The sequence below is a fragment of the Haloterrigena salifodinae genome (assembly GCF_003977755.1).
Lineage (GTDB): Archaea > Halobacteriota > Halobacteria > Halobacteriales > Natrialbaceae > Haloterrigena > Haloterrigena salifodinae.
Map to the genome: position 1 here is coordinate 199,109 of NZ_RQWN01000003.1, position 21,264 is coordinate 220,372.

The 21,264-nt window shown below is 63.9% G+C and carries 24 protein-coding genes and 1 pseudogene; 14 read left to right on the forward strand and 11 right to left on the reverse strand.

Going from position 1 to position 21,264, the window contains the following annotated elements:
* The first annotated feature begins 247 nt into the window (after positions 1 to 247).
* Complete coding sequence (locus tag EH209_RS15520; RefSeq protein WP_126663778.1) at positions 248 to 1,108, forward strand: hypothetical protein; 861 nt, start codon at positions 248 to 250, stop codon at positions 1,106 to 1,108.
* 88 nt (positions 1,109 to 1,196) lie between these two features.
* Positions 1,197 to 1,538 carry a hypothetical protein gene (locus tag EH209_RS15525; RefSeq protein ID WP_126663779.1) on the forward strand — a complete coding sequence of 114 codons (342 nt, stop codon included), beginning with the start codon at positions 1,197 to 1,199 and terminating at the stop codon, positions 1,536 to 1,538.
* Positions 1,539 to 1,817: 279 nt separating this feature from the next.
* Here EH209_RS15525 and EH209_RS15530 read toward each other — a convergent pair whose 3' ends face one another.
* A complete protein-coding gene (locus EH209_RS15530) occupies positions 1,818 to 2,522 on the reverse strand; it encodes a carbonic anhydrase (RefSeq protein WP_126663780.1) in 705 nt (234 codons plus the stop codon).
* 143 nt (positions 2,523 to 2,665) lie between these two features.
* On the opposite strand from EH209_RS15530, the gene EH209_RS15535 reads away from it, so the two are divergent.
* Both EH209_RS15535 and EH209_RS15540 read left to right on the forward strand, forming a co-directional pair.
* Positions 2,666 to 3,682: an NADP-dependent oxidoreductase gene (locus EH209_RS15535; protein WP_126663781.1), complete on the forward strand. Its 1,017-nt coding sequence runs from the start codon at positions 2,666 to 2,668 to the stop codon at positions 3,680 to 3,682.
* Positions 3,683 to 3,794: 112 nt separating this feature from the next.
* Positions 3,795 to 4,601 carry an alpha/beta hydrolase gene (locus EH209_RS15540; protein ID WP_126663782.1) on the forward strand — a complete coding sequence of 269 codons (807 nt, stop codon included), beginning with the start codon at positions 3,795 to 3,797 and terminating at the stop codon, positions 4,599 to 4,601.
* Between the two features lie 299 nt (positions 4,602 to 4,900).
* Here EH209_RS15540 and EH209_RS15550 read toward each other — a convergent pair whose 3' ends face one another.
* From EH209_RS15550 to EH209_RS15560, 3 genes are all read right to left on the reverse strand, one after another.
* Positions 4,901 to 5,704, reverse strand: a complete 804-nt coding sequence (locus tag EH209_RS15550) for an ABC transporter permease (protein ID WP_126663783.1) — start codon at positions 5,702 to 5,704, stop codon at positions 4,901 to 4,903.
* On the reverse strand, positions 5,704 to 6,729 hold the full coding sequence (locus EH209_RS15555; protein ID WP_126663784.1) for an ABC transporter ATP-binding protein: 1,026 nt from the start codon (positions 6,727 to 6,729) through the stop codon (positions 5,704 to 5,706). Before EH209_RS15555 ends, EH209_RS15550 begins: the two co-directional genes overlap by 1 nt.
* 156 nt (positions 6,730 to 6,885) lie before the next feature.
* Positions 6,886 to 8,064 carry a CBS domain-containing protein gene (locus EH209_RS15560; RefSeq protein ID WP_126663785.1) on the reverse strand — a complete coding sequence of 393 codons (1,179 nt, stop codon included), beginning with the start codon at positions 8,062 to 8,064 and terminating at the stop codon, positions 6,886 to 6,888.
* 559 nt (positions 8,065 to 8,623) lie between these two features.
* Between EH209_RS15560 and EH209_RS15565 the strand changes: the two genes are divergently transcribed.
* The 3 genes from EH209_RS15565 to EH209_RS15575 all read left to right on the forward strand — a co-directional run bounded on the left by EH209_RS15565 (position 8,624) and on the right by EH209_RS15575 (position 10,782).
* Positions 8,624 to 8,854, forward strand: a complete 231-nt coding sequence (locus EH209_RS15565) for a MarR family transcriptional regulator (RefSeq protein WP_126663786.1) — start codon at positions 8,624 to 8,626, stop codon at positions 8,852 to 8,854.
* Between the two features lie 245 nt (positions 8,855 to 9,099).
* Positions 9,100 to 9,630: a 50S ribosomal protein L16 gene (locus EH209_RS15570; RefSeq protein ID WP_126663787.1), complete on the forward strand. Its 531-nt coding sequence runs from the start codon at positions 9,100 to 9,102 to the stop codon at positions 9,628 to 9,630.
* A 279-nt stretch (positions 9,631 to 9,909) separates the two neighbouring features.
* Positions 9,910 to 10,782: an ATP-grasp domain-containing protein gene (locus tag EH209_RS15575; RefSeq protein ID WP_126663788.1), complete on the forward strand. Its 873-nt coding sequence runs from the start codon at positions 9,910 to 9,912 to the stop codon at positions 10,780 to 10,782.
* 30 nt (positions 10,783 to 10,812) lie between these two features.
* Here EH209_RS15575 and EH209_RS15580 read toward each other — a convergent pair whose 3' ends face one another.
* Together EH209_RS15580 and EH209_RS15585 are read right to left on the reverse strand one after the other, a co-directional pair.
* On the reverse strand, positions 10,813 to 11,214 hold the full coding sequence (locus tag EH209_RS15580; protein WP_012941512.1) for an Hsp20/alpha crystallin family protein: 402 nt from the start codon (positions 11,212 to 11,214) through the stop codon (positions 10,813 to 10,815).
* Positions 11,215 to 11,323: 109 nt separating this feature from the next.
* Positions 11,324 to 12,337, reverse strand: a complete 1,014-nt coding sequence (locus tag EH209_RS15585) for a type II glyceraldehyde-3-phosphate dehydrogenase (RefSeq protein WP_126663789.1) — start codon at positions 12,335 to 12,337, stop codon at positions 11,324 to 11,326.
* Positions 12,338 to 12,468: 131 nt separating this feature from the next.
* Here EH209_RS15585 and EH209_RS25260 point away from each other — a divergent pair.
* Positions 12,469 to 12,687, forward strand: a pseudogene (locus tag EH209_RS25260) (DUF7857 domain-containing protein); the annotation flags it as partial.
* A 285-nt stretch (positions 12,688 to 12,972) separates the two neighbouring features.
* Here the strand turns inward: EH209_RS25260 and EH209_RS15595 are convergent.
* Complete coding sequence (locus EH209_RS15595) at positions 12,973 to 13,173, reverse strand: hypothetical protein (RefSeq protein WP_126663790.1); 201 nt, start codon at positions 13,171 to 13,173, stop codon at positions 12,973 to 12,975.
* Between the two features lie 144 nt (positions 13,174 to 13,317).
* Between EH209_RS15595 and EH209_RS24980 the strand changes: the two genes are divergently transcribed.
* From EH209_RS24980 to EH209_RS15615, 5 genes are all read left to right on the forward strand, one after another.
* Positions 13,318 to 13,443, forward strand: a complete 126-nt coding sequence (locus EH209_RS24980) for a DUF7859 family protein (RefSeq protein ID WP_267878314.1) — start codon at positions 13,318 to 13,320, stop codon at positions 13,441 to 13,443.
* A gap of 147 nt (positions 13,444 to 13,590) precedes the next feature.
* Complete coding sequence (locus tag EH209_RS15600; RefSeq protein WP_126663791.1) at positions 13,591 to 13,818, forward strand: hypothetical protein; 228 nt, start codon at positions 13,591 to 13,593, stop codon at positions 13,816 to 13,818.
* 87 nt (positions 13,819 to 13,905) lie between these two features.
* A complete protein-coding gene (locus tag EH209_RS15605) occupies positions 13,906 to 15,000 on the forward strand; it encodes an aminopeptidase (protein WP_126663792.1) in 1,095 nt (364 codons plus the stop codon).
* 224 nt (positions 15,001 to 15,224) lie between these two features.
* The gene (locus tag EH209_RS15610) at positions 15,225 to 16,403 is read left to right on the forward strand and encodes an inorganic phosphate transporter (protein WP_126663793.1); all 1,179 of its coding nucleotides are present in this window, start codon (positions 15,225 to 15,227) and stop codon (positions 16,401 to 16,403) included.
* A gap of 128 nt (positions 16,404 to 16,531) precedes the next feature.
* Positions 16,532 to 16,948, forward strand: coding sequence for a universal stress protein (locus EH209_RS15615; protein WP_126663794.1), 417 nt, complete (start codon positions 16,532 to 16,534; stop codon positions 16,946 to 16,948).
* Positions 16,949 to 16,964: 16 nt separating this feature from the next.
* On the opposite strand, the gene EH209_RS15620 is transcribed toward EH209_RS15615, so the two are convergent.
* The 4 genes from EH209_RS15620 to EH209_RS15635 form a co-directional block, all read right to left on the reverse strand.
* Positions 16,965 to 17,474, reverse strand: coding sequence for a hypothetical protein (locus EH209_RS15620; protein ID WP_126663795.1), 510 nt, complete (start codon positions 17,472 to 17,474; stop codon positions 16,965 to 16,967).
* A gap of 106 nt (positions 17,475 to 17,580) precedes the next feature.
* On the reverse strand, positions 17,581 to 18,246 hold the full coding sequence (locus EH209_RS15625) for an alpha/beta hydrolase (protein ID WP_126663796.1): 666 nt from the start codon (positions 18,244 to 18,246) through the stop codon (positions 17,581 to 17,583).
* Complete coding sequence (locus tag EH209_RS15630) at positions 18,243 to 18,863, reverse strand: VOC family protein (RefSeq protein WP_126663797.1); 621 nt, start codon at positions 18,861 to 18,863, stop codon at positions 18,243 to 18,245. Before EH209_RS15630 ends, EH209_RS15625 begins: the two co-directional genes overlap by 4 nt.
* A gap of 5 nt (positions 18,864 to 18,868) precedes the next feature.
* Positions 18,869 to 19,639 (reverse strand): FAD-dependent oxidoreductase, encoded by a 771-nt coding sequence (locus EH209_RS15635; RefSeq protein ID WP_126663798.1) that lies wholly within the window; start codon positions 19,637 to 19,639, stop codon positions 18,869 to 18,871.
* A 407-nt stretch (positions 19,640 to 20,046) separates the two neighbouring features.
* On the opposite strand from EH209_RS15635, the gene EH209_RS15640 reads away from it, so the two are divergent.
* Complete coding sequence (locus EH209_RS15640) at positions 20,047 to 21,138, forward strand: glutamate-cysteine ligase family protein (protein WP_126663799.1); 1,092 nt, start codon at positions 20,047 to 20,049, stop codon at positions 21,136 to 21,138.
* Positions 21,139 to 21,264: the final 126 nt, after the last annotated feature.

A 21,264-nucleotide genomic window follows, 5' to 3' on the forward strand; every position in this document is an offset into this window, starting at 1 on the left:
GGGCTGATCCGGTCGCCGTCTTTACTGACTCGAGACGATTGCCAAGTGTGGCAGCCGATTTTCGGTCGGGTTTCGCTCGGCATAGCCACGCCGACCGTTCGGCCCGAATCGAGAAACGGACTTTCCTATTCTTTGGAGAAAGGGTGATTCTACGGCAACACCATATAAGTCAATTTAATATAAAGTATAGTTATTTATACTAAGACACATAGAAAAAATTAATCCATCCCATATGTATATTTCATATATGTCTGGAGAAAAAGACATTAGTCGACGAAAGATAGTCCAGTCTCTTGGGATCGGAGTCGGTACTATAGGACTTGCAGGACAGGGGAATGCGAAACCTAGTGAGACGGATGATTATGAATACGAGCGATTAGAACTCACCGGAAAGCAACAAAACCGGCTTATTGGTAAAGCGAAATCGGACGCGGAGTTCAAATCACTTGAAAGAGACATGGTCTCTCGTGGATATCAGATTAAAGGGAAGCCACGAGTCTTTCAAGCAAGAAAACGGTCTGCTTCAGAAATAAAGGTTTTAGCTCAGGGAGTATTATTCTCACTTTCGGCGGATGAGTATGACGCGGGATACCTACAGTGGAGAGAAAATAGCGACCCAACCGGAGCTGTTTTTAAGGGGAGCACCCTCTCATCACTCCCAGGGTTAATTAATGCAACTACAGAAGACTGGGAAGAAATGGAATCAATGCGAATGATATCCGCTAACTCGGATATAGCATTTTTATCCGAGAGTGAAGCGAAAAGAGAAGGATATTCAGCGTCAGAACCGGTTGTAGTTGATCAACAACATAACTCAGTCATAAACACTGTCGCATCGGTACAAAGCAGTTATGAGGCCTGTATATTAGACTGCGCAGGTCCACTCGGAGAAGCTTCGGCTTTAATCGGATGCGGAGCTTGTGCTGGTTCCGTAAATCCGTTAGCTTGTTTCGATTGTCTTCTCGGTATTGGAGAAGGGGCCTGCTGTGTAGGTGCCTGTTCTGATCCAGATGGTACGTTGTGTAATGCTGCTTCCTCGTTGATTTTCTTAGGTGGTATTGCGCTCACAGTCCTTGCCGGGTGTAATAACGATGACTGCTCGTTCTAATATCAACATTAAATAGGAGCTCAGTACCATATTATGGTATGGGGATAGAACTATAGAATTACTACAATAGATTATGAATGGAGGCCCCATGGAGATTAAATCAATCGAAGTAAAATACATAACCGGTAATTTATTTCTTGGGATAGTCGTTATTTCACTTATTACTTACTGGCAGTTGTCTGCACTTCTCATAGCGACTGTTTCGATTCTTACAGTGATTACCGCGAGCTATGGCTTAAAGCCATTCGGCGATACTATTGCCTATCTTATCTTACAAGCAGCGGGCTTCTTCGTTTTGGGTATCGTCACCCTGCTCGCTACTGAGAGCACACTTCCGGCACTTGCACTTGTCATCGCTAGTTTAGCTGGTCTGCTGGTCTACGCTAAGCAGGGGATTCAATGCGGGATTTGGACCCGACGTAATCCGTGAGTCGCGAGGCGCTCGAACCAGTAGCACTCGGTCCCGGTTTCGATCGGTACTCTCGAGGATGGTGGTCTCTCGGCGGCCGCTCTCCGCAGATGGTCGTTCGCACGAAAGCACCCTCGAAATAGCGGCGCTCGGTAGTATCCCCTACTCGATAACTTCACAATCGAACTCGTCAGTACTGTCACTAGCGACTGTTCAACGACGATCTCAGCGGGTACGAGTGCTTCTCGTCCCGACAGCGGTATCGAAACGGGAGTTCATGGACGCAAAACGTCGCACCAGCTACCGAGAGAGCAGGCTGCGGGCCGTCGTCTCGTAGCCCTCGGGCACGATATCGGCGAGCGCGTCGGGGCCTGTCTCGCCGTTGGCGGCGACCAGGTACGTGCGGCCGGGTTCGTCGCCGTAGACGCCCTGAAAGTCGTAGACGAAGCCGTAGACGTCGATGTCGTCGGGGACATCCGTGGCGTCGCAAAGCGAGCGCACCTGATAGTCGACGTTGTACTCGACGAGCTGATTGATCACCCGCGCCTCGTCCGCGTCGGTGTCGATCAGTCCGCTCTCGAGGGCCTCCTCGACGACGGGCACGAGCTGGTCGACCCACTTGTCGACGCCCTGCGGGCCCGGCGGTTCCTCGCCGGTCGCGACGTGGTAGGCCGCGGTGACGGCGCCGCAGCCGGTGTGGCCGACGACGGCGACGACGTCGGTGCCGGTGTGATGGATTGGGTAGAGGACGCCGCCGTCGACGATCCGCTTGCCGGCGTCCTCGTCCCAGATCTGGTTGCCGATGTTGCTCGGCGTGAAGACCGCTCCCGGGCGTTCGATGCCCCACATACCCTCGTGAGAGACTCGCGAGTCCGAACAGCAGATCGCGACGACGGTCGGGTGCTGGCCCGTCTGCACCGCCGCGAAGTAGTCCTCGGGCAACGCCTCGACGTGGCGCTCGTTGCCGGCGAGCAGGTTCTCGAGCGTGTCCCGATCGGATCCCATAACGAGACGTACACGAACGGCGACCAAAAAGGTTCGACCGCTGCTGGCCGCGGCCGCGCCGACCTCGCGTCTGGATCGACGGTCGACCGTTCGTCATCTTCCGCGAGCCCAACGTTCACCCGTCGGGGCGCCCTCGTACGCGTATGGCAGAGACCAGACAGTGGCGACTCGCGAACCGTCCCGTCGGCGAACCGACCCGCGACGACTTCGACCTCGTCACCGTCGACCGTCCCGAACCCGAGAACGGCGAGGTGCTCGTCAAGACGCTCTACCAGTCCGTCGATCCGTACATGCGCGGTCGTATGCGCGACGCGGAATCGTACGCCGAACCGTGGGACGTCGGCGATCCGATGAAAGCGAGCGTCGTCGGCGAAGTCCTCGAGTCCAACGCCGGCCAGTTCTCGGCGGGCGATATCGTCACCGGCGACCTCCTCTGGGCGGAACACGCTGTCGCGGACGCGAACGAACTTCAGCCGGTCGATCCGGACCACGGGCCGATCTCGACGGCGCTGGGCGTGCTCGGCATGCCCGGTGTGACGGCCTACTGGGGCCTCAACGACGTCGGCGACCCGAAGCCGGGCGACACCGTCGTCGTCTCCGCGGCCGCGGGCGCGGTCGGCTCCGTCGTCGGCCAGCTCGCTCGTCTCTCGGGCGCCCGCGTGGTCGGTACCGCCGGCAGCGAGGCCAAGATCGAGTGGCTTACCGAGGAACTGGGCTTTGACGCCGCGATCAACTACAAGGAGACCGACGACCTCTCGACTGCGGTCGACGAGGCCTGTCCCGACGGCGTCGACGTCTACTTCGACAACGTCGGCGGCCCGATCACGGACGCCGTCTGGCCCCGGCTGAACGTCGACGCCCGGGTCGCGGTCTGCGGCCAGATCGCCCTCTACAACGAGACCGACGTCCCGACCGGCCCGCGAAAGCTCGCCAAGCTCATCGAGACCCGCGCGACGGTCGAGGGCCTGCTCGTCAGCGACTACCAGCCCCGCTGGGGCGAGGCGCTCGAGCGGCTCTCGCAGTTCGTACAGAACGACCAGATCCGCTACCGCGAGAACGTCGTCGAAGGCTTCGAGAACGCGCCCGACGCGTTCCTCGGGCTGTTCGAGGGCGAGAACATCGGGAAGCAGTTGGTCAGGGTCGCCGAACGAGACGAGTAGGCGCCTCGACCACCGGCTCGAGGTCGCCGATAGCCGCGAGTAGCCGCCGGCGCATCGGGTCGCTGCCGTGGCTGTCGTAACGTGAATATGTCTGCGACGGGGAGCGTTTCGCATGGTCGTTTCCGAGCTGGAGTCAATCTCGCTCTCCGACGGACGGACCCTGGCGTTCGCGACGTACGGCGATCCGGACGGCGCGCCCCTGGTCTTCCACCACGGAACGCCCGGATCGTCACACCTCGGGGCGGTGCTTTCGGCGTCCGCTTGCAGTCGAGGCGTTCGCGTGATCGCGCCGAGTCGCCCCGGATACGGCCGTTCCGATCCGCATCCGGACGGAACGTTCGAAACGTGGGCCGAAGACTGTCGAGCGCTCGTCGACGCGCTGGGACTCGAGTCGGTCGCGGTCGCCGGGTTCTCCGGCGGCGGTCCCTATGCGCTGGCCGTCGCCGCACGTCACGTCGAACGAGTCACCGGCGTCGGCGTAGTCGGCGCTCCGGTTCCGGCACACGACGGCGGGCCGTTCGGCCCGCTCGTTCGGTTCCCGCATCTCCTGGGCGTCGCGTTCCGATTCGGCGCCGTCGTCGCGCGGCTCCGGAGTGACCAAGCCGTTGTCGGCCAGTTGACCGACCGATCCGTCGACGACGAGACCGCCCGCATCGTCGGTCGCGACTTCCGCGCGGGACTGTCGTCCGGTCCGTCGGGTGCGGTACGCGAGAGTCGCACGCTCGCGGCCGACTGGTCGCTGCCGATGCCCGACGGCGACGTGACGGTCTGGCATGGAATCGACGACGAAAACGCCCCGATCGGTCCGGTCCGAACCACCTACGAGGACCGCCCGTCCGTCACCCGCTGCGAGGTCGACGACGACCACCTGGGAACGCTGTGTTCGGTCCGCAACGAGGTCGTCAGTCTGGCCGAGTGATCGCGTCGGGGCGACCACCGACGCGCTCGAGGTCGATTCACGGACGGGGCACGGCCGAATTCGGCGTCGACGCTCCGAGCTGACCGCGTCGGCGTCTCACGGTCCCGCACCGAATCCGTCCATCGTCGCGTGGACGAGTTTTGCCTTCGCCTTTCGCAGGTGTTCGCTCGCCGTCGACGGCGCCCACTCGAGTTCGGCGATGACGACGCGGGCGACGCTACGCGGCCTGCATAGTCGAATCGTCTCACGTCCTCATTCGTACGAAACCGAAGGGTATCGCTCGCGAGGAGAGTGGTCCGTCAGTCGGTCAGTCCGTAGCCGATCTTGAACAGGTAGACGTCGATCGCCAGCACGAGGACGGTGGCCGCCATGAGCACACCGAGTGCGAACAGCGGCGCGAACTCGGCGTACGGCGCGGGGAGGATACTGACCGCGACCAGGTCCGAGTAGCCCAGCAGGCCGTACCGGACGCTGTCGACCATGTAGACCATCGGGTTCACCAGCGAGATCTGTACCTGCCAGGCCTGCTCGAACGTCTCGAGGGAGTAGAAGACGGCGCCGAAGAAGACCAGCGGCCTGAGGATGAACTGGTTCATCACGGTCAGATCGTCGAAGTCGCGGGCGACGAGGCCGCCGATGATCCCCAAGCCGGCGAACAGCGCCGTGATGACGACCATCGTGGCCACGAGGAAGAGGCCGTGTTCGATGCTGATCGGCACGAACAGCCGGCCCACGACGGCGATGATGACGCCGACGATGAGCCCCCGCACCGCGCTGGCCGCGACGTAGGCGACGACCATCTCGGCGTAGGAAAGCGGCGAGGTCAGCGTCTCGTGGATGTACTCGTTCCACCTGCCGTGGAAGATCGAGAACGACGCGTTCTCGAAGGCGTTCGAGATCGCGCCGAGGACGACCAGCCCGGGGACGATAAAGAGGATGTAATCGAAGCCGGCGATCTGATCGATCCGGCCGCCGAGGATCAACCCGAAGACGGCGAAGTAGAGGACGTTCGTGATCGCCGGCGGCATGAACGTGTTCTTCGGACGGCGAACGAACCGCAGCACCTCGCGCCGGAACAGCGCGCGGAAGCCGACGGACAGCATCAGGCGACCCCCTCCTGTTCGCGCTCGCGTTCGTGTCGCTGACTCTCCTCAGTCTCGTCCGCGCTCGAGGCCGACGACCGGGTCACCGTCCGGTCGTCGCTTCGGGTCAGGTCGACGAAGATCTCCTCGAGGGAGGTTCTGGTGATCTCGAGGTCGGCGATCTCGTGGCCCCGCGCCTCGAGGTCGTTCAACAGTTGCGGCGCGGTCGAGCCGCCGTCGTCGACGCGGACCTCGAGGCTGTCGCCGCTCGTCGTCACCTCGTGGGCGTACGCGCCGAGGTCGGTCTCGAGATCGGCCGCCGCGATCGCGGAGACGCCGGACTCGAGGCGGACAGAGATGGTGTCGGTACCGCGCTCCTTCAGTTCGTCCGGCGTCGCGACGGTCACCTTCCGGCCCTCGTTCATGATCGCGACCCGATCGCAGAGGCGCTCGGCCTCCTCGATGTAGTGGGTCGTCAGGAGGATCGTCGTCCCCTCCTCGTTGAGTTCGGTCACGAGCTCCCAGAGGTCGTGGCGCAACTGGACGTCGACGCCGGCCGTGGGCTCGTCTAAGATGAGCAGGTCGGGATCGGTTACCAGTGCCCGCGCGAGCAGCAGCCGGCGCTTCATCCCGCCGGAGAGCCAGTCGAAGCGCTCGTCGCGCTTGTCGTAGATCCCGACGCGCTTGAGCACCTCGTCGGCGCGCTCGGCGGCCTCGTCCTCGGGAACCCCGTGGTATCCCGCCTTGTTCTTCAGAACTTCGTGAATAGAGAAGAATCGGTCGACGTTGAATTCCTGGGGCGCGAGGCCGATGGCGTCGCGGGCCTGTCGGTAGTCGTCCTCGACGTCGTATCCGAAGACTCGCGCCTCGCCGCCGGACTTGCGGACCAGGCCGACCAGCGTGTTGATAAAGGTCGTCTTGCCCGCACCGTTGGGACCGAGCAGGCCGAAGAACTCGCCCTCCTCGACGGTCAGCGACAGCTCCTGCAGCGCGCGCAAGTCGCCGTATTCCTTCACGAGATCGACGGTCTCGATGGCCGGTGGCATCGGCGGTGAGTCAGCCCCGACTGCGGTTAAGAATGTTGATTGCGGCGCTCGAGGCGACCGTTACGGACGTTTTTGCCGGTTCGTCGATCGACTGTGCCGTCGTCGAGGCGAATGAGTCGGCCGTCGCGGCGGATGGATCGGCCGCCGTCGCACCGATCAGTCCGCGGTCCGCAGTTGGCTGCTAGGGTTGACCGCGCCGCTTTTCTGGACGATGTCGAAGGCGGTCATCACGTCCGACCGCGAGATCAGGCCGACGAGGTCGCCGTCTTCGACGACGAGTAGCCGACCGATATCGTTCTCGCGCATTTCCTCGATCGCCGTCATCGCGTCCGAGTCCGGGGCGATCGTCCGCAGGTCGGTCGTCATCACCTCGTCGACCGTGAACGCGTCGCGTTCGACCGGATCGATCTCGCGAGCGTCGGTCAGCGTCACGAGTCCGACGAGGCGTTCGCCCTCGAACGCGCTGGTGTCGATGACCGGGTAGCCGGTGTGGCGCTCGGTGAACATCCGCTGGACCAGCGCCGCCACCGTGGTCTCGGGTTCGACCGTGTGAAGATCGCTGGCGGGCGTCATGATGTCGCCGACAGTGACGTCCTGGAACGCGGCCTTCATTGTCACCTGCTGGGCCTCACTCGAGGCGGCGATGTAGACGAAGAAGGCGACGCCGATGAAGATGATGCTGGACTCCATGAGTCCGATCAGGCCCATGAAGACCGCCAGCAGCTTGCCGATGCTGGCAGCCTGCTGGGTAGCCGTCGCGTAGGGGCGGCTGCGGGCGAGAAACGCGCGGAGAACCCGCCCGCCGTCCATCGGGAACGCGGGGATCATGTTGAAGACCGCGAGCACGACGTTCAGAATAGCGAGGTAGCCGAGAACGAACCGGGCGCCGTCGAGGCTTTCGGGAACCGCCAGAAAGAGCGCGTACGAACCGACGCCGACGAGCACGGAGACGATCGGACCGGCGATGGCGATGGTGAGCTCCTGTCGCCAGTCCTCGGGCATCTCCGAGAGCGCGGCGATGCCGCCGAACAGCCAGAGCGTAATCGAGTCGATCGAAAACCCATAGCGCTGGGCCGTCAACGAGTGGCCGAGTTCGTGGAGCACGACGCCGACGAACAGCCCGATCGCCGCGGCCAGGCCGAGTAGCCACGGCATCGTCCCGGCGGTGATAGCGCCGACGTCGATGCCCGCCGCGAGCCCGTCGTTGAGCAGCCCCGCGACGGGTTCGATCTGTTCGCCGATGAGATAGGCGAACAGCGGGAGCACCAACAGAAACGTGAGATCCAGCTTGATCGGAATCCCGAACAGGGATCCGATTCGAAAACTCCGAGGCATGCCTCATGTTACCCGTGGAAAGGACTTAAAAACGCCGACGGAGGGGGTGGGTCGCCGTTTGTCGCCGGTTCTCGACCCCATCGCGTACTCGCCGGGCGCCTAGCGGGATCGGACTGCCACTAAATCGCTGTTCGCTCGGCTCGCTCGAATATCGCCGAGATCAGAGCTCGATCCAAAATATACCGGAATCGGCCGATAGGCGGCTCGGGGCTGCCATTGTCGCAGTATTGGCCTCTGATATTAATATACCTTATACGCTCTGTCGGTGCCTGATTTCCCGCTACCAATACTGTGATAAAGTGATACACAGTTATTCTGTTTCTAGCTGTTCCCGGAAACGTTCGCCCAAAGTCATTTTCCAGTTCCAGTACGGTGATTTCTCTCATGAATATCTGACTCGGCTAGAGAGAACCGCTCACACGCGACGAGTGGATTTTTTGTCTCAGTAGCTACTGTGACATCCGTATTCTAAGGCATATAATGTCACTAGTACTCTTTTCCGAATATGGACTCGGTGTGCAATAACTTTATACAGATGTTCGTCGATTGTGTAAATACGATGATGGAACAGACCCACACCGATCCCGAACTCACCGAACTGCCGACCGAACTCAACTCCGCACAGGGGAAGCTCGTCTACCTCTACCTCGAGGCGACTGACGGGGCAACGGTCGACGAACTGGGGCAGGTGCTTTCCATGCGGAAGATCGATATCCTGAGCGTCTGCAACTCCCTCTCGAGCCAGCAGCTGATCGAGAAGTGCGACGGAACGTACGTGCCGACTCGCTGATTTTCCGCACCGACTGTGCCGCGTTGGGCGTGCACCGATCGCTCGTCACCGAGCCGTCGGCTCGTCGGGTGTCGTCCGACCCGGCCTCGAGGACGGACTTGCTCGCGTCGGATTCCGAACTGCTGGTCGGATTCAAATACTGCCGACCCGTTCATCCGCGTTCATGGCCGCGGACCCGCATCCAGCGCGTGCTTCGAAGCCTTTATCCGCACGGTAGGCCTCCGTTTTCGTAAGTAATCACAACCATGTCCGACAAACCTGCCTCAATGTACCGGGAGATTAGCAAGCCGGCCTACACGCGACGCGAGTACATCACCGGCATCCCGGGCTCCAAGATTGCACAGCACAAGATGGGCGACATCAGCGCCGATCCCGAGGACTACCCGGTCCAGATTAGCCTCATCACCGAGGAAGAGGTTCAGCTTCGTCACGGAAGCCTCGAGGCCTCGCGTCTCTCGGCCAATCGCCACATGCTGAAAAACGCCGGTGAGAACAACTACAAGATGATCCTTCGGAAGTTCCCCCACCACGTCATCCGCGAGAACAAGCAGGCGACGGGTGCGGGTGCGGACCGTGTTTCCGACGGAATGCGCCAGGCCTTCGGGAAGATCGTCGGTACCGCCGCTCGCATGGACGCCGGCGAGCGCATCTTCACGATCTGGTGTGACGTCGACGACGCCGAGTTCGCCAAGGAGGCGATGCGCCGCGCCTACAACAAGATCTCGCCGCCGTGCCGTATCGTCGTCGAGAAGGGCGAAGAGCAGCTTATCGCATAACGAACTTTTCCGCTGCGGGTGCGCCTACGGCGCACCCTCGGGAAAACTTCGATGAAAAACACTCCTCCTTCCGTTCCGAACGCATAGCGTTCTCCACGTTAGTCGTCGGCCCGCTCGCTCGGCCTCCGGCCTCGCTCGCGGTTGTTTTCCGGGTAATAGCCTGCCCTCCCCCGAGTCGTACGTCTCTCGCGTTTGCTCGAGACGCACTCCCGGCCAGTTGCTTCGGTCGGTTCGCGTGTCTCGAGCACCTTTTTGTCCCTCTACTCCCGAGTGCCGACTATGATCGATCTCGCGGTAGCGAACGCGAAACAGACGTTCCGGCGGATGCAAGAGCCGCTGTCCGAGCGGGGAATACGGGTTCATCACGTGCCTGTGCGCGAGCGCACGATCGCGCTCGGTGATCCGCCGTGGGACCCCGACGACTTCGACGTGGGGTTCGTCTACCCCGGCCGACTCATGGAGGGTGGCGTCGCCGACGCCCTGCTCGAGATCCCGTGGCTCAACGACCACGAGACGGTGCTGACCTCGCGGAACAAGGCCGAAGTGATCGCGCGACTCGAGCGGGCCGACCTGCCGGTTCCGGAGTCTGTCTACGTCTCGAACGACGTCGGCGAAGCGGAGCTGACCGCCGTCTTCGAGCGGTTCGATCCGCCGGTGGTCGTCAAACCGAACTCGACGACCCGCGGCGTCGGCGTCGCGAAGGCTCACGACCTCGATTCCTTCCTCGGGATCTGTGACTACCTCTCGCTAGTCCACGATTACAAGGCGACGGGCGACCAGTCGTTTCTCGTCCAGGAGTACCTCTCCGACGCGACCGACTACCGCGTGATGGTCCTCGAGGGCGAGTACGTCGGCGCCGTCGAGCGACGACTGCCCGACGCGGCCGTCGTCGAGGGTCAGTGGAAACACAACGTCCACCGCGGCGCGGAGGCGACCGGCGTCGAGTTGCCCGAGGAGTACCGCGAGCTGGCCGAGCGGGTTGCAGCGGAACTCGAAATCCCGTTCCTCGGCGTCGACTTACTCGAGACCGACGACCGACTGGTGGTCAACGAAACGAACGCGCGGCCGACGATCGACGACGAAACGAAGTACGAACCGGACTTCTACGATCGGCTCGCGGACGCAATTCGAACGGCTGCCGACCGGCAGTGAAAACGAGGAAACCGACCGCGACGGCCCGGATTACTCGAGGCTGATACCCGAAGACTGCTCCGCGGGATCGAAGACGACTTCGAGAACGCCGTTGTTGTAGGTCGCCGAAGCGGTGTGTTCGTTGACGCGGGTCGGCAGGGAGACGCGCTCGTCGTACTGGCGGTGCTCGCTCTCGGCGGAGATGGTCAGGGTCTTCCCGTCGCACTCGAGTTCGATGTTATCCTTCTCGACGCCCGGGAGATCGGCGACGACCCGAACCTCGTCGTCGGTCTCGTGGATGTCGACGTGGGTGTCCATGCCGAAGCCGTTACCGACGTCGCTCGAGGAGGAGAAGTCGACGTTCGCGTCCGCGCCGTTCATCATTTCGTTCATCATTCGTTCAATTTCGCGGAACAGGTCGTCGAAGGGTTCGTCGCGGTCGTCTCGGCGCATGCGAAACGATAGTGGACCGCGGGCCAAAAACTTTCTGTCGTCACTAGTTGTTTGGGGAGAACGAAACCGACGAACGGCGAGGACGGGCCGCGGGGAAGCGACGGCGCTGCTACAGCCCGATACCCATCGTCTCGTTTGTCGTCTGGATGCTTTCCTCCGCGTCGGCTTCGCCCAGCACCGCTCGGATCGCGTCGACGTTCTCGGGGACGACGTCGCTCTCCTGGTGGATTCCCTGGAAGAGGTAGAGGTCGTTGCCGACCGTCGAAACCGACTCCTCCCAGATGGAGTTCTCCCAGACGTCACCGCGCGGGCGGCCCGCGTCCAGCGCGTATTCCTTGAGCGTGCCGCTGCCGTCGATGTCCATTCGCTCGGGGATCAGGAAGAGCCGGGACTCCTCGGCGAACAAGTCGCGAACCTCGCTCGCGTCGACTTCCTCCTCGAGGGTAACGTTCAGGCTGTGCATGTGCATCAGCGTTGCGGGCACCTTCATGCCCAGCGTGTCGATGTCCAGATCGTCGAAGATGGTCTCGACGTCGGGACCGTGGTGGGAGGGGATCGTGACCGGGTTCGGCAGGATGTCGTTGATCGGGCCGCGGGAGGTCTGGCCGGGGTCACCGCCCCGTCGGACGAGCGTCGCGCGGACCTTCTCGACGCCGTAGGCCTCACGAAGGGGCGCGATCACGCGGGAGAGACCAGTCGTGTTACAGGAGACGACGCGGACGTGGTCGGCCCCGGTTGCGTCCTCGAAGTTCGAACGGGCGTTGAAGCTGGTGTCGACGAGGTCGGCGTCCTCGCCGCCCTGATAGAGCGCGGGCGTGTCGTACGCCTCGTACATCGACTTGTTCTCGGCGCCGATGCCGGAGGGCGTGGCGTCCACGACGACGTCGGCCGCGTCGACGAGGTCTTCGACGGGACCGGCGATCTCGAGGCCGGCTTCCTCGAACTGATCGGCCCGTTCCTCGATGGCGGCGTAGAGCGGGAATCCCTTGTCGACGGCCGTCTCGGCCTCGAAGTTGGGACGCGTTTTGGCGACGCCGCGAACCTCCATATCGGGCTGTTCGCGGACGGCGTCCGCGACGCGTTTGCCGATCGTGCCGTAGCCATTGATCGCGACCTGGATCATGTACCCGGGAGTCCACTACCGAGGGGGATAACCGTTTCGAGGCTTCTCGAGCGATTTTAACTCGAAAGAGAGTTTTACGCGGATTTCCGTAGCGATTCAGCGAGCCGGAACGGTCGCGGGCGGGGTCGGTCGCGGCCCCCGAATGGGACGACGACGAGTGGACGGGGACGGTCAAACCGGGCCGGACGCGCGGCCTCGGATTCGCCAGTCTGACGCCTCCGATCGAGTCGCCGGTCGAAATCGCCGAGGTTTGCCGAGCGGACAGTGAGGAGACACCCTCGTCGAAGACCGTCCTCGCCGACCTCGAGGAGTGGGCGCCGACGACCGACGTCCTCTCGTGGGGGCTGTGATCATCGCGGTAACCGGCGGCAAGGGAGGGGTCGACCGCGAGCGCGGGCGTTCCGACACGACCGAACGCTTCGGCGAGGCCCAGCGTCGTCGTCTTGCCACAGCCACCTTTCGCACCGGCGATTGCGATCATGCCTCGGTTAGGTTTCCGCTTCCTGTTTGAACGTGCATACGAAGCCGCCGTATACTAGTCCCGCTGCTCGAGAGCCGTCGCGGACCGATCGAGAGGCGGCTATCGACGCGTCGTACGGGACGAAACCGACTCCGGAGGCGATCCACAGAAACCGTCACGTCAGCGGGACCGTCGCGTCCCACCGTCCCGTCGGAACCGCGACTGGAGAGAGTGCGGCATCAACGGCGCGGCCGTCGATCGCCCGCGTCGGATCGAAGCGGTCGGGGATGGGAGGGTGATAGCGGGGCCGCGGGCGATCCGTCTCGATCGCGCCGTCGCGGGCCGCGACCGAGACGCACGCTCGACTACGTTCCACCGAAGAATATAGTCAGCGCAAGGTGAAACGTCGGTTTGAGTTTATTTCGGTCGCCAAACGCAACGATTACGCTCGAATCGAGTTGCGTCGCTAACACGTGACTGAGGTCGAAACGATTTTGCGCGCTGGCACGGTACCCCCGGTATGTTCGACTTCATCCCCGACGACCCCGTCATCATCGCCATCGTGGTGATTCTCCTCGCATTGATCTTCTTCTCGTACCTGCTCGTCCGACGGACCATCCTCGAGTTCCGGGATGGAATGCAGTAATCGAACGCCTGTCGTCGGAGGCGATGCTGAACGCCGTCCGGTACGCCGCGACTGCCATTGTTTGATCGAGTCCGATCTGCTGTTTCGATCGAATAGCGACTGCCGACAACCGTTGCGGCCTCGAGACGGTCAGGAGCGTCCGAGACCGTGAGCGACGCCGACTCCGCCCGCCCTCCGCGGTCACCGGCCCGCAAACTCGTTCTCGCGTTGCGCACCGCGGCGTTCGCGCTGCTCGTTCTCGGCTTCAGCGGCTGGGTGATCGACGAGGGTAGCGAGGTCAGCCTCGAGTCGCCGTTCGTGCTCGCGTTCGGTGCCGGCGTGGGTTGTGCACTCGCGTCGATCTACCTCGGGATCTTTCTGTCGAACAGGGACTGAGTCGACGGCTCGTTCGACCCGGCGTCGGCCGCCGGAACCGGGTTTCGATGCGAAAACGGTATCCCGTCGGTCGCAGTCGTCTGTCACATGGACCCACGTATCCGCGAGCACGCCGAGGTCATCGCGAACCACTCGGTCGACCTGCAGGAAGGCGACAACGTCGTCGTCGACGCCCACCCCGTCGCCGAGGATCTGGTCGTCGCCCTCCACGAGGTCATCGGCGATCAGGGTGCGAACCCGATGACGGTCAACCAGCGCACTGGCGAGCGCCAGCAGCGGGCCTTCCTTCGGGCCGGTGATAATGAGTACGAAACGCCCGAGCACGAACTCGCGCTCATCCAGAACACGGACGTCTACATCGCCATCCGCGCCAGCGACAACGTCACCCAGACCAGCGACGTCGATCCCGAGACACAGGCGGCCTACCAGCAGGCCCACCGCCCGATCCTGGAAGAACGCCTCTCGAAGCGCTGGTGTCTCACGCAGTATCCCGCGCCGGCCAACGCCCAACTGGCCGAGATGAGCACGGAGGGCTACGAGAACTTCGTCTGGGACGCCGTCAACAAGGACTGGGAGGAACAGCGCGAACACCAGGAGAACATGGTCGAGATTATGGATCCCGCCGAGGAGATCCGGATCAAAAGCGGCGACACGACCGACGTCACGATGTCGATCGCCGGCAACCCAACACTCAACGACCACGGCGAGCACAATCTGCCCGGCGGCGAGGTCTTCACCGCGCCCCAGCCCGACAGCGTCGAGGGTGAGGTGCTGTTCGACATGCCCCTCTATCATCAGGGCCGAGAGATCACGGACGTCTACCTCGAGTTCGAGGGCGGCGAGGTCGTCGATCACTCGGCGGCGAAGAACGAGGACGTCCTGACGGAAGTCCTCAATACGGACGACGGCGCGCGCCGACTCGGCGAACTGGGCATCGGCATGAACCGCGACATCGATCAGTTCACCTACAACATGCTGTTCGACGAGAAGATGGGCGATACGGTCCACATGGCCGTCGGCCGGGCCTACGACGACACCGTCGGCGAGGGCAACGAGGCCAACGATTCGGCGGTCCACGTCGACATGATCGTCGACATGAGTGAGGATTCGGTCATCGAAGTGGACGGTGAGGTCGTTCAGCGGGACGGCACGTTCCGATTCGAGGACGGCTTCGAACAGTAGGACCGCGAGCAAACGCAGTGAGTAAGTAGCCTTCTCGCACCCGGCGGCGCAAGCGGGGGTTCGAAAGCACTGTGTGCGCCTTCGGTAGATTTTATCGACGGTTTTGCGCCTGCGACGGACGTTTCGAACCTGTGAACAGAGAGCGGTGTGACAGCGCCGGGGAGACCCTGTCACTTCCATAATCCACAAATATTTCGCATAACGTATCGACGGACAATACACTGATGTCCGCGCTGTTGCTCGGCGTCGGCGTTCTCGTCGCGCTCTTCGTCGGCTACAACATCGGCGGTTCGACGACCGGGCCGGCGTTCGGGCCCGCCGTCGGCGCCGACGTGATCGGGAAGGGCGTCGCGGCGGCGCTCATGTCCGTTTGTTTCGCGCTCGGGGCCCTGACCGTCGGTCCGGAAGTCGTCCATACGCTCGCGGGCGATCTTCTTCGGGATCAGTCGGTCTTCACGCTTCGCTCGAGCGCCGCCGTCCTGCTAGTGATCGGCGGATCGCTCTTCCTCGGCAATTACGTGGGCATTCCCACCTCGACCTCGATGACCGCGGTCGGCGCGGTCGCTGCGCTGGGATTCGCGGCCGGCGAACTCGATCGCTCGGTGCTGAGCGAGATCGTCACGTGGTGGCTCGTCGCGCCGGTCGTCGGCTTCTGGGTCGCAGCCGTCGTCGGCCGGTACTGGTATCCGCGGCTGCGGGCGTGGCTCGCGCTCGAAGAAAGTCGGCGAGAGCGACCGCTCGTACGAGTGGTTTCGTCGGGAATCACGCCGCGGCCCGTCGTCGAATCGATCGACGGACGACGCGAGCTATCGGGTGCGATCGCCGTCGTCGCCGTCGGCTGTCTGATGGCCTACGCCTCAGGAACGAGCAACATCGCCAACGCCGTCGCGCCGTTGTACGCGACCGGCGAACTGGAACTCGACCCGCTGCTCCTGCTCGGCTCGGCCGCCGTCGCCGTCGGCGCGTTCACGATCGCCCGGCGGACCCTCGAGACGCTGGGCAACGATATCACGGCGCTGCCGCTGCCGGCGGCGATCGTCGTCGCCGTTATCAGTTCGGCGATCGTCGTGAGCCTCTCGGCGGTCGGCATCCCCGCGAGTTTCGTCATCGTGGCGACGATGAGCATCGTCGGACTGGGTTGGGGACGGGCGTCCCGGACGCCGACGCTCTCCGACGTCTCCCGCGGCGAAGACGCGCCGACCGTCGTCGGTGCGCTGACCGCCGACGGGGAGCACGATTCGCCGACGTCCAACACGCAGGAGACCGCCGACGCGCCGGAAGCGGCATCGCTGTTCAATCCCTCGACGACGGCCCGGGTCGTCGTGATGCAGAACGTCGTCCCGCTCATCGCGACGGTCGGGGCGTTCGTGCTATTCGAGTTCGTTCCGCTCTTCAGGTACTGAGCGCTCCCTTCGATCGATCGGCCCGTTCGACGGCGACGGCCGACGGTTGCTCGAGCGGGCGCCGAGACGCCGCGTTCGATCCCGGGCCCAGCGGACGGTTTATATCAGCGGACGCGCTATTTGCAACCATGAAAGTCCTCGTCGCATACGACGGCTCCGCGCCCGCACAGAAGGCAGTAGAATACGCGTTCGACGAGTACGCCGACGAGGAGATCATCCTGTTGCGCGTCGTCGAGCTCGCGGACGGCTACACGGAAGCGAGCATCAGGGCTATTCAGGACTTGCTCGACGACCGCGAGGAGGAAGCCGCCGCGAGACTGCGCGAGGACCTGATGGAGCTCGTCGATACGAGCGGCGTCGACTTCCAGATGGACGTCGCCTCCGGCGATCCTGCTCGAGAGGTCGTCGAGTACGCCGAGGAGAACGACGTCGACCACATCCTCGTCGGCAGCCACGGTCGACAAGGGGTCTCGCGAATCCTGCTGGGCAGCGTCGCCGAACGGATCGTCCGGCGCGCCCCGGTCTCGGTCACCCTCGTCCGGTGAGCGTCCCCTCGAGGGGTCAGATGAGTTCGACGGGTCCCTTCTGTCCCGCCGGCTGGTACTCGCAACGGTAGGTGTCCATCTCGGCGGTCGCCTCGAAGACGAGCGTCTCGCGTTCTCCCTCGACGTCGGTGCCGTCGGTCGAGTAGTCCTCGACAACGTCGCGGTTCTCGTCCCAGAACGCGAAGTTGTGGTGGATGCCGTCCTTGTTCTCCCACGTGACCTCGTACTCGCGGCCCTCGACGAGGACAAGCGTCGGGTTCTCGACGCCCTCGATCGCGCTCGGCTCGAGGCCGAGCCACCCCCCGACGTAGCCGTCGAACCGGAGCGACTCGACGTCGCGCCACGCCTCGGGGTCGGTGTTGCCCTCGACCGCCGTCGCCTGATCGAGCCCGGGTTCGGGTTCGTCGTCCTCCGAGTCCGCGCCGCCCAGACAGCCGGCGACGGAGACGGCCGCGACCGCGCCGGCTACCGTCGACAGGACCGCTCGCCTGTCCGTGCCGCGCCGGTCCGCGCCGTTCGGTTCCATACGCGGACCTACGCCGTTGAGGTGGATAAGCGCCAGTCACGGTGTCAGTGAGTGTCATTCGCGGCGGAACGTCGGAAGAACGGTTCGGCGAACGGGGGTTTGAGGGTCAGTCGTCGACGAGGTCCGCGACCATTCCGGAGACGAACTCGAGTTCGTCCTCGTTGACGCCGTGACCCATCCCCTCGTAGAGCCGTTCGGTGACGTCGGCGTTCATGGACTCGAGGACGTCGGCCGTCTCGTGGACGCGCTCCTCGGGGATATGGGGGTCGACGTCGCTGCAACCGAGGAAGACCGGCGTCTCCTCGAAGTCGCCCGCCGCATCGAGGTAGTCGTCGGGATCGACGTCCTCGCCGATGAGGCCGCCGCTCAGGGCGGCGAGGCCACCGTACCGTCGCGGGTCGCGCGCAACGAACTCGCTGGCGAGGCAGGCCCCCTGCGAGAAGCCCATCAGCATGACGCGCTCGGTCGGGATGCCGGCGTCGTTGGCCTCCGAAATCGCGTCGCCGATCGCCCGCAGTCCCGACGTTCGGCCGGGCTCGTTGCGCTCGACGGGCTCGAGGAAGGAGTTTGGGTACCACGTCTTCCGGGCCGCCTGCGGCGCGAGGAAGGCGACGCCCTCCCGATGGACCTTGTTGGCCATCTGGATCATCCCGCGCGCTGTCGCGCCGCGGCCGTGGGTGAGTACCAGCGCGGCCTCGGCGTCCTCGAGGGCGGTGCCGCCCGTCACGAGGGGCTGGCCCTGATGAGGGCCGTCGACGTCGTCGGCGCTCATTCGACACCACCGACGCCGGCGTCGGCGTCGGGCAGGTCGTGTTCGACGACCTCGAGGCCCAGGGCCTCGATCGCGCCGCGGAGGTGCTCGTCCTTCGCGTAGTCGGCGCCGTCCTCCTCGCGGAGTTCCTGCGCTTTCGCCAGGACCTCACCGCGGCGGTCGTCGGGGATCTCGTACTTGTCCGTCGAGAGTTCGATCACGAGGCCGTTGTTGTCGCGGGTGTAGATCGAGTGGAAGATGCCCCGATCGAAGACGTTGTAGCCGTGGCCCGCGTCCTCTAAGGCCTGCATCGTGTCCTCGTACTCGTCGGGGTCGACGCTGAAACAGAGGTGGTGGACGGCGCCGACGCCGGCCCGCTGACCGCGGGCGGAGGGCCGATCGTCGCTGACGAAGAAGGTGAGGATGCGCCCGTCTCCGGTGTCGAAGAACAGGTGGGTCTGCGAGGGGTCGTCGAGGTTCGGCTGGCGGAGCACGAGGGGCATGCCGAGGAGATCGCGATAGAACTCGATCGTATCGGCCTCGTTGCTCCCCCAGATGGTGATGTGGTCGGTTCCGGTCGTGTGGACGGGGCTGTCGGGCAGTTCGGGCGTGACTGGGTTGGGGTGATCCTGTGACATGAGTGTTACTCCGCGACCAGTTCGCCGAAGACGCGCTCGGCGTCCGCGGGAACGTCGAAGTCGTGGTAGTGTTCTCCCCGTTCGCTCGAGAGGATGTTGAGTGCTGCGGCGGCGCCGTCGCCGACGGCGATGGCGGCCTGCCACTCCTCGGGGCGGACCATTGCGCCCGTCGCGTAGGCGCCCGGTACGCTGGTCTCCATCTCGACGCCGACGTCGACGACGTCATCTTCCGTGAACGCACACCCGAGGTCCTCGGCGAGGTCGCGGTTCGCGCCCGTCGCGAGCACGACGTAGTCGGCCTCGTAGGCGTCCGCCTCGTCGACGGCTTCTTCTCGCGGGCGTTGCCCGCTCGAACGGTCCGCGGAGTCTCGGGAGACGTCGTCTCCCGAAGGTCGGGAACTCTCCGATTTCCCTCGACTTTGCTCCGCGCTATCGCCGTCTGCTCGTTGCGTCTCCGACGCAACGCTGGTCTCGACCGCGAAGCCGTCGCCAGACTCGGCGACCGCGGTCACTTTCTCGCCCTGCCGGCGGTCCGCGCCGAAGTCGTCGACCTGCTGGCGGGCCGTCGCCATGAATTCGCTGCCGCCGACCGACCCGATCCCCAGGTAGTTGAACAGGTGCGCCTTGTGCATCCAGGTCTCGTCCGTGTCGAACACCGTCGTCTCGAGGCCGTTCTTCGCGGTGAAGAGCGCGGCGCTCAGGCCGGCGACACCGCCGCCGACGACGATCACAGATGCGTTCCGTTCGGGTTCGTCCGCAGTCGTCTCGTCGCTCATGTAGTTACAGAATGTTACCGCAGCCGTATGAACCCCGCAGAGACGCCGGATCAACTACGTAACACGCGTGTTACCGGGCGCGGCGATCGAACGGCGAGCGGACGGTCGCCCCGAAGGTCGACCCGCACCCGCCGATCCGCGATCGACGTATCTCTCGAGCGGACAAACACTCTCACCACACCGTCCGTATTTTTGCGATAAAAGGCCTGTGCTCACTAATATCGCCCTGGCGTGCGCAGGCTCAACCGGTTCAAGCAAAACCGGCCAATCCTGACAGTACGGAACAGAACCACCTGGCGCCGGCCCGTGATCCCGTCCCCCCGCGGCCGTCGGCGCCTTCCATCAACCGTGGCCCGGTGACGGCTTGCTCGAGGGCCACTCGATACCGCAGCCCAACGGAGACATCCATGAACACAAGCCTCGAGGTGGAGTACTGGGTCATCGACAACGACGGCGACCTGGTTTCACCCGGATCACTGCTCGACTACTCCGAACAGATCGATCCAGAGTTCGTCGAACCGATGCTCGAGATCAAGACGACGCCCTGCTCGTCGATGGCCGAGCTCCGCGAGGAGTTCCTCGGCCTGATCGAGGAGATAGTCGACGCGGCCCGCGAACGGGACAAGCGACTCGTCCCGCTGGCGACGCCGCTGCACGCCGCCCCGTCGGAGATCCCCTACCGCGACAAGCGGGGGACCGACCTCCAGCGACGGATCGTCGGCCCGGCGTTCGACGACGCGCGAGTCTGTGCGGGCACGCACATGCACTTCGAGCAATCGAATGTCGCCGACCAGTTGAATATGCTGACGGCGCTCGATCCCGCCTTCGCGCTCGTGAACAGTTCCTCGCACTACCGCGGCGAGCACATTCTCGAGTGCGCCCGGCCGTTCCTCTATCGGCGCTCGTGTTACGAGCCCTGTCCCGACCAGGGCCAGCTCTGGCCCTACGTCGACAGCGCTGCCGAGTGGGAGGAAGAACTCGAGACCGCCTACGACTGCTTCCGCGAGCGCGCGCTCGAGCGCGGCGTCGATTCGGCGGCGTTCGACGACGAGTTCGCCTCTTACGACGCGGTCTGGACGCCAGTCCGACTGCGGAAAGCGATGCCGACCGTCGAGTGGCGCTCGCCCGACACGGCCCTGCCGAGTCAGGTACTGCGCCTCGCCGAGACGGTCCGCTCGCTCGTCAGCCGCGCCGACGCCCGCGGGACCACGATCGGTGACGGCGATCCGACCGACACCCACGGTAACAACGAGGGTTCGGTGACCCTCCCGTCGTTCGACACCGTCGAGACGGTCACCGACGCCGCGATCAACGACGGCCTCGAGAACGCGGGCGTCCGGAACTACCTGCAGAATCTCGGCTTCGAACCGTCGGCGTACGATCCGCTCGCGAGCCGCCTCCCCGACTCGCGGCTCTCGAAACGCCGCGCGAAGGACCTGCGACTCGAGGCCGCCCGGGGACTCGAGGCCGACCTCGAGCGACGCCGCGTGCGGGCCTAAAACGTACACGGTGCCAAGACCGAGTCCGGGCACCTCGTCCAGCTATTTCCATTCGGGCGGGAGAGGGGACCGGCGGTCCCGCGCTGGCGCGAAAACACCCGCAGAAATCGGACGGTTTCTGATGCG

Bases quoted from the DNA above. Each gene is read 5' to 3' on its own strand.
- EH209_RS15560 (WP_126663785.1), bottom strand. From the start codon at position 8,064: ATGCCTCGGAGTTTTCGAATCGGATCCCTGTTCGGGATTCCGATCAAG.
- EH209_RS15635 (WP_126663798.1), bottom strand. From the start codon at position 19,639: ATGAGCGACGAGACGACTGCGGACGAACCCGAACGGAACGCATCTGTG.
- EH209_RS15570 (WP_126663787.1), top strand. From the start codon at position 9,100: ATGTCCGACAAACCTGCCTCAATGTACCGGGAGATTAGCAAGCCGGCC.
- EH209_RS15530 (WP_126663780.1), bottom strand. From the start codon at position 2,522: ATGGGATCCGATCGGGACACGCTCGAGAACCTGCTCGCCGGCAACGAG.
- EH209_RS15525 (WP_126663779.1), top strand. From the start codon at position 1,197: ATGGAGATTAAATCAATCGAAGTAAAATACATAACCGGTAATTTATTT.
- EH209_RS15630 (WP_126663797.1), bottom strand. From the start codon at position 18,863: ATGTCACAGGATCACCCCAACCCAGTCACGCCCGAACTGCCCGACAGC.
- EH209_RS15535 (WP_126663781.1), top strand. From the start codon at position 2,666: ATGGCAGAGACCAGACAGTGGCGACTCGCGAACCGTCCCGTCGGCGAA.
- EH209_RS24980 (WP_267878314.1), top strand. From the start codon at position 13,318: ATGTTCGACTTCATCCCCGACGACCCCGTCATCATCGCCATCGTGGTG.
- EH209_RS15585 (WP_126663789.1), bottom strand. From the start codon at position 12,337: ATGATCCAGGTCGCGATCAATGGCTACGGCACGATCGGCAAACGCGTC.
- EH209_RS15550 (WP_126663783.1), bottom strand. From the start codon at position 5,704: ATGCTGTCCGTCGGCTTCCGCGCGCTGTTCCGGCGCGAGGTGCTGCGG.
- EH209_RS15540 (WP_126663782.1), top strand. From the start codon at position 3,795: ATGGTCGTTTCCGAGCTGGAGTCAATCTCGCTCTCCGACGGACGGACC.
- EH209_RS15615 (WP_126663794.1), top strand. From the start codon at position 16,532: ATGAAAGTCCTCGTCGCATACGACGGCTCCGCGCCCGCACAGAAGGCA.
- EH209_RS15580 (WP_012941512.1), bottom strand. From the start codon at position 11,214: ATGCGCCGAGACGACCGCGACGAACCCTTCGACGACCTGTTCCGCGAA.
- EH209_RS15640 (WP_126663799.1), top strand. From the start codon at position 20,047: ATGAACACAAGCCTCGAGGTGGAGTACTGGGTCATCGACAACGACGGC.
- EH209_RS15620 (WP_126663795.1), bottom strand. From the start codon at position 17,474: ATGGAACCGAACGGCGCGGACCGGCGCGGCACGGACAGGCGAGCGGTC.
- EH209_RS15520 (WP_126663778.1), top strand. From the start codon at position 248: ATGTCTGGAGAAAAAGACATTAGTCGACGAAAGATAGTCCAGTCTCTT.
- EH209_RS15555 (WP_126663784.1), bottom strand. From the start codon at position 6,729: ATGCCACCGGCCATCGAGACCGTCGATCTCGTGAAGGAATACGGCGAC.
- EH209_RS15575 (WP_126663788.1), top strand. From the start codon at position 9,910: ATGATCGATCTCGCGGTAGCGAACGCGAAACAGACGTTCCGGCGGATG.
- EH209_RS15605 (WP_126663792.1), top strand. From the start codon at position 13,906: ATGGACCCACGTATCCGCGAGCACGCCGAGGTCATCGCGAACCACTCG.
- EH209_RS15610 (WP_126663793.1), top strand. From the start codon at position 15,225: ATGTCCGCGCTGTTGCTCGGCGTCGGCGTTCTCGTCGCGCTCTTCGTC.
- EH209_RS15565 (WP_126663786.1), top strand. From the start codon at position 8,624: ATGATGGAACAGACCCACACCGATCCCGAACTCACCGAACTGCCGACC.
- EH209_RS15625 (WP_126663796.1), bottom strand. From the start codon at position 18,246: ATGAGCGCCGACGACGTCGACGGCCCTCATCAGGGCCAGCCCCTCGTG.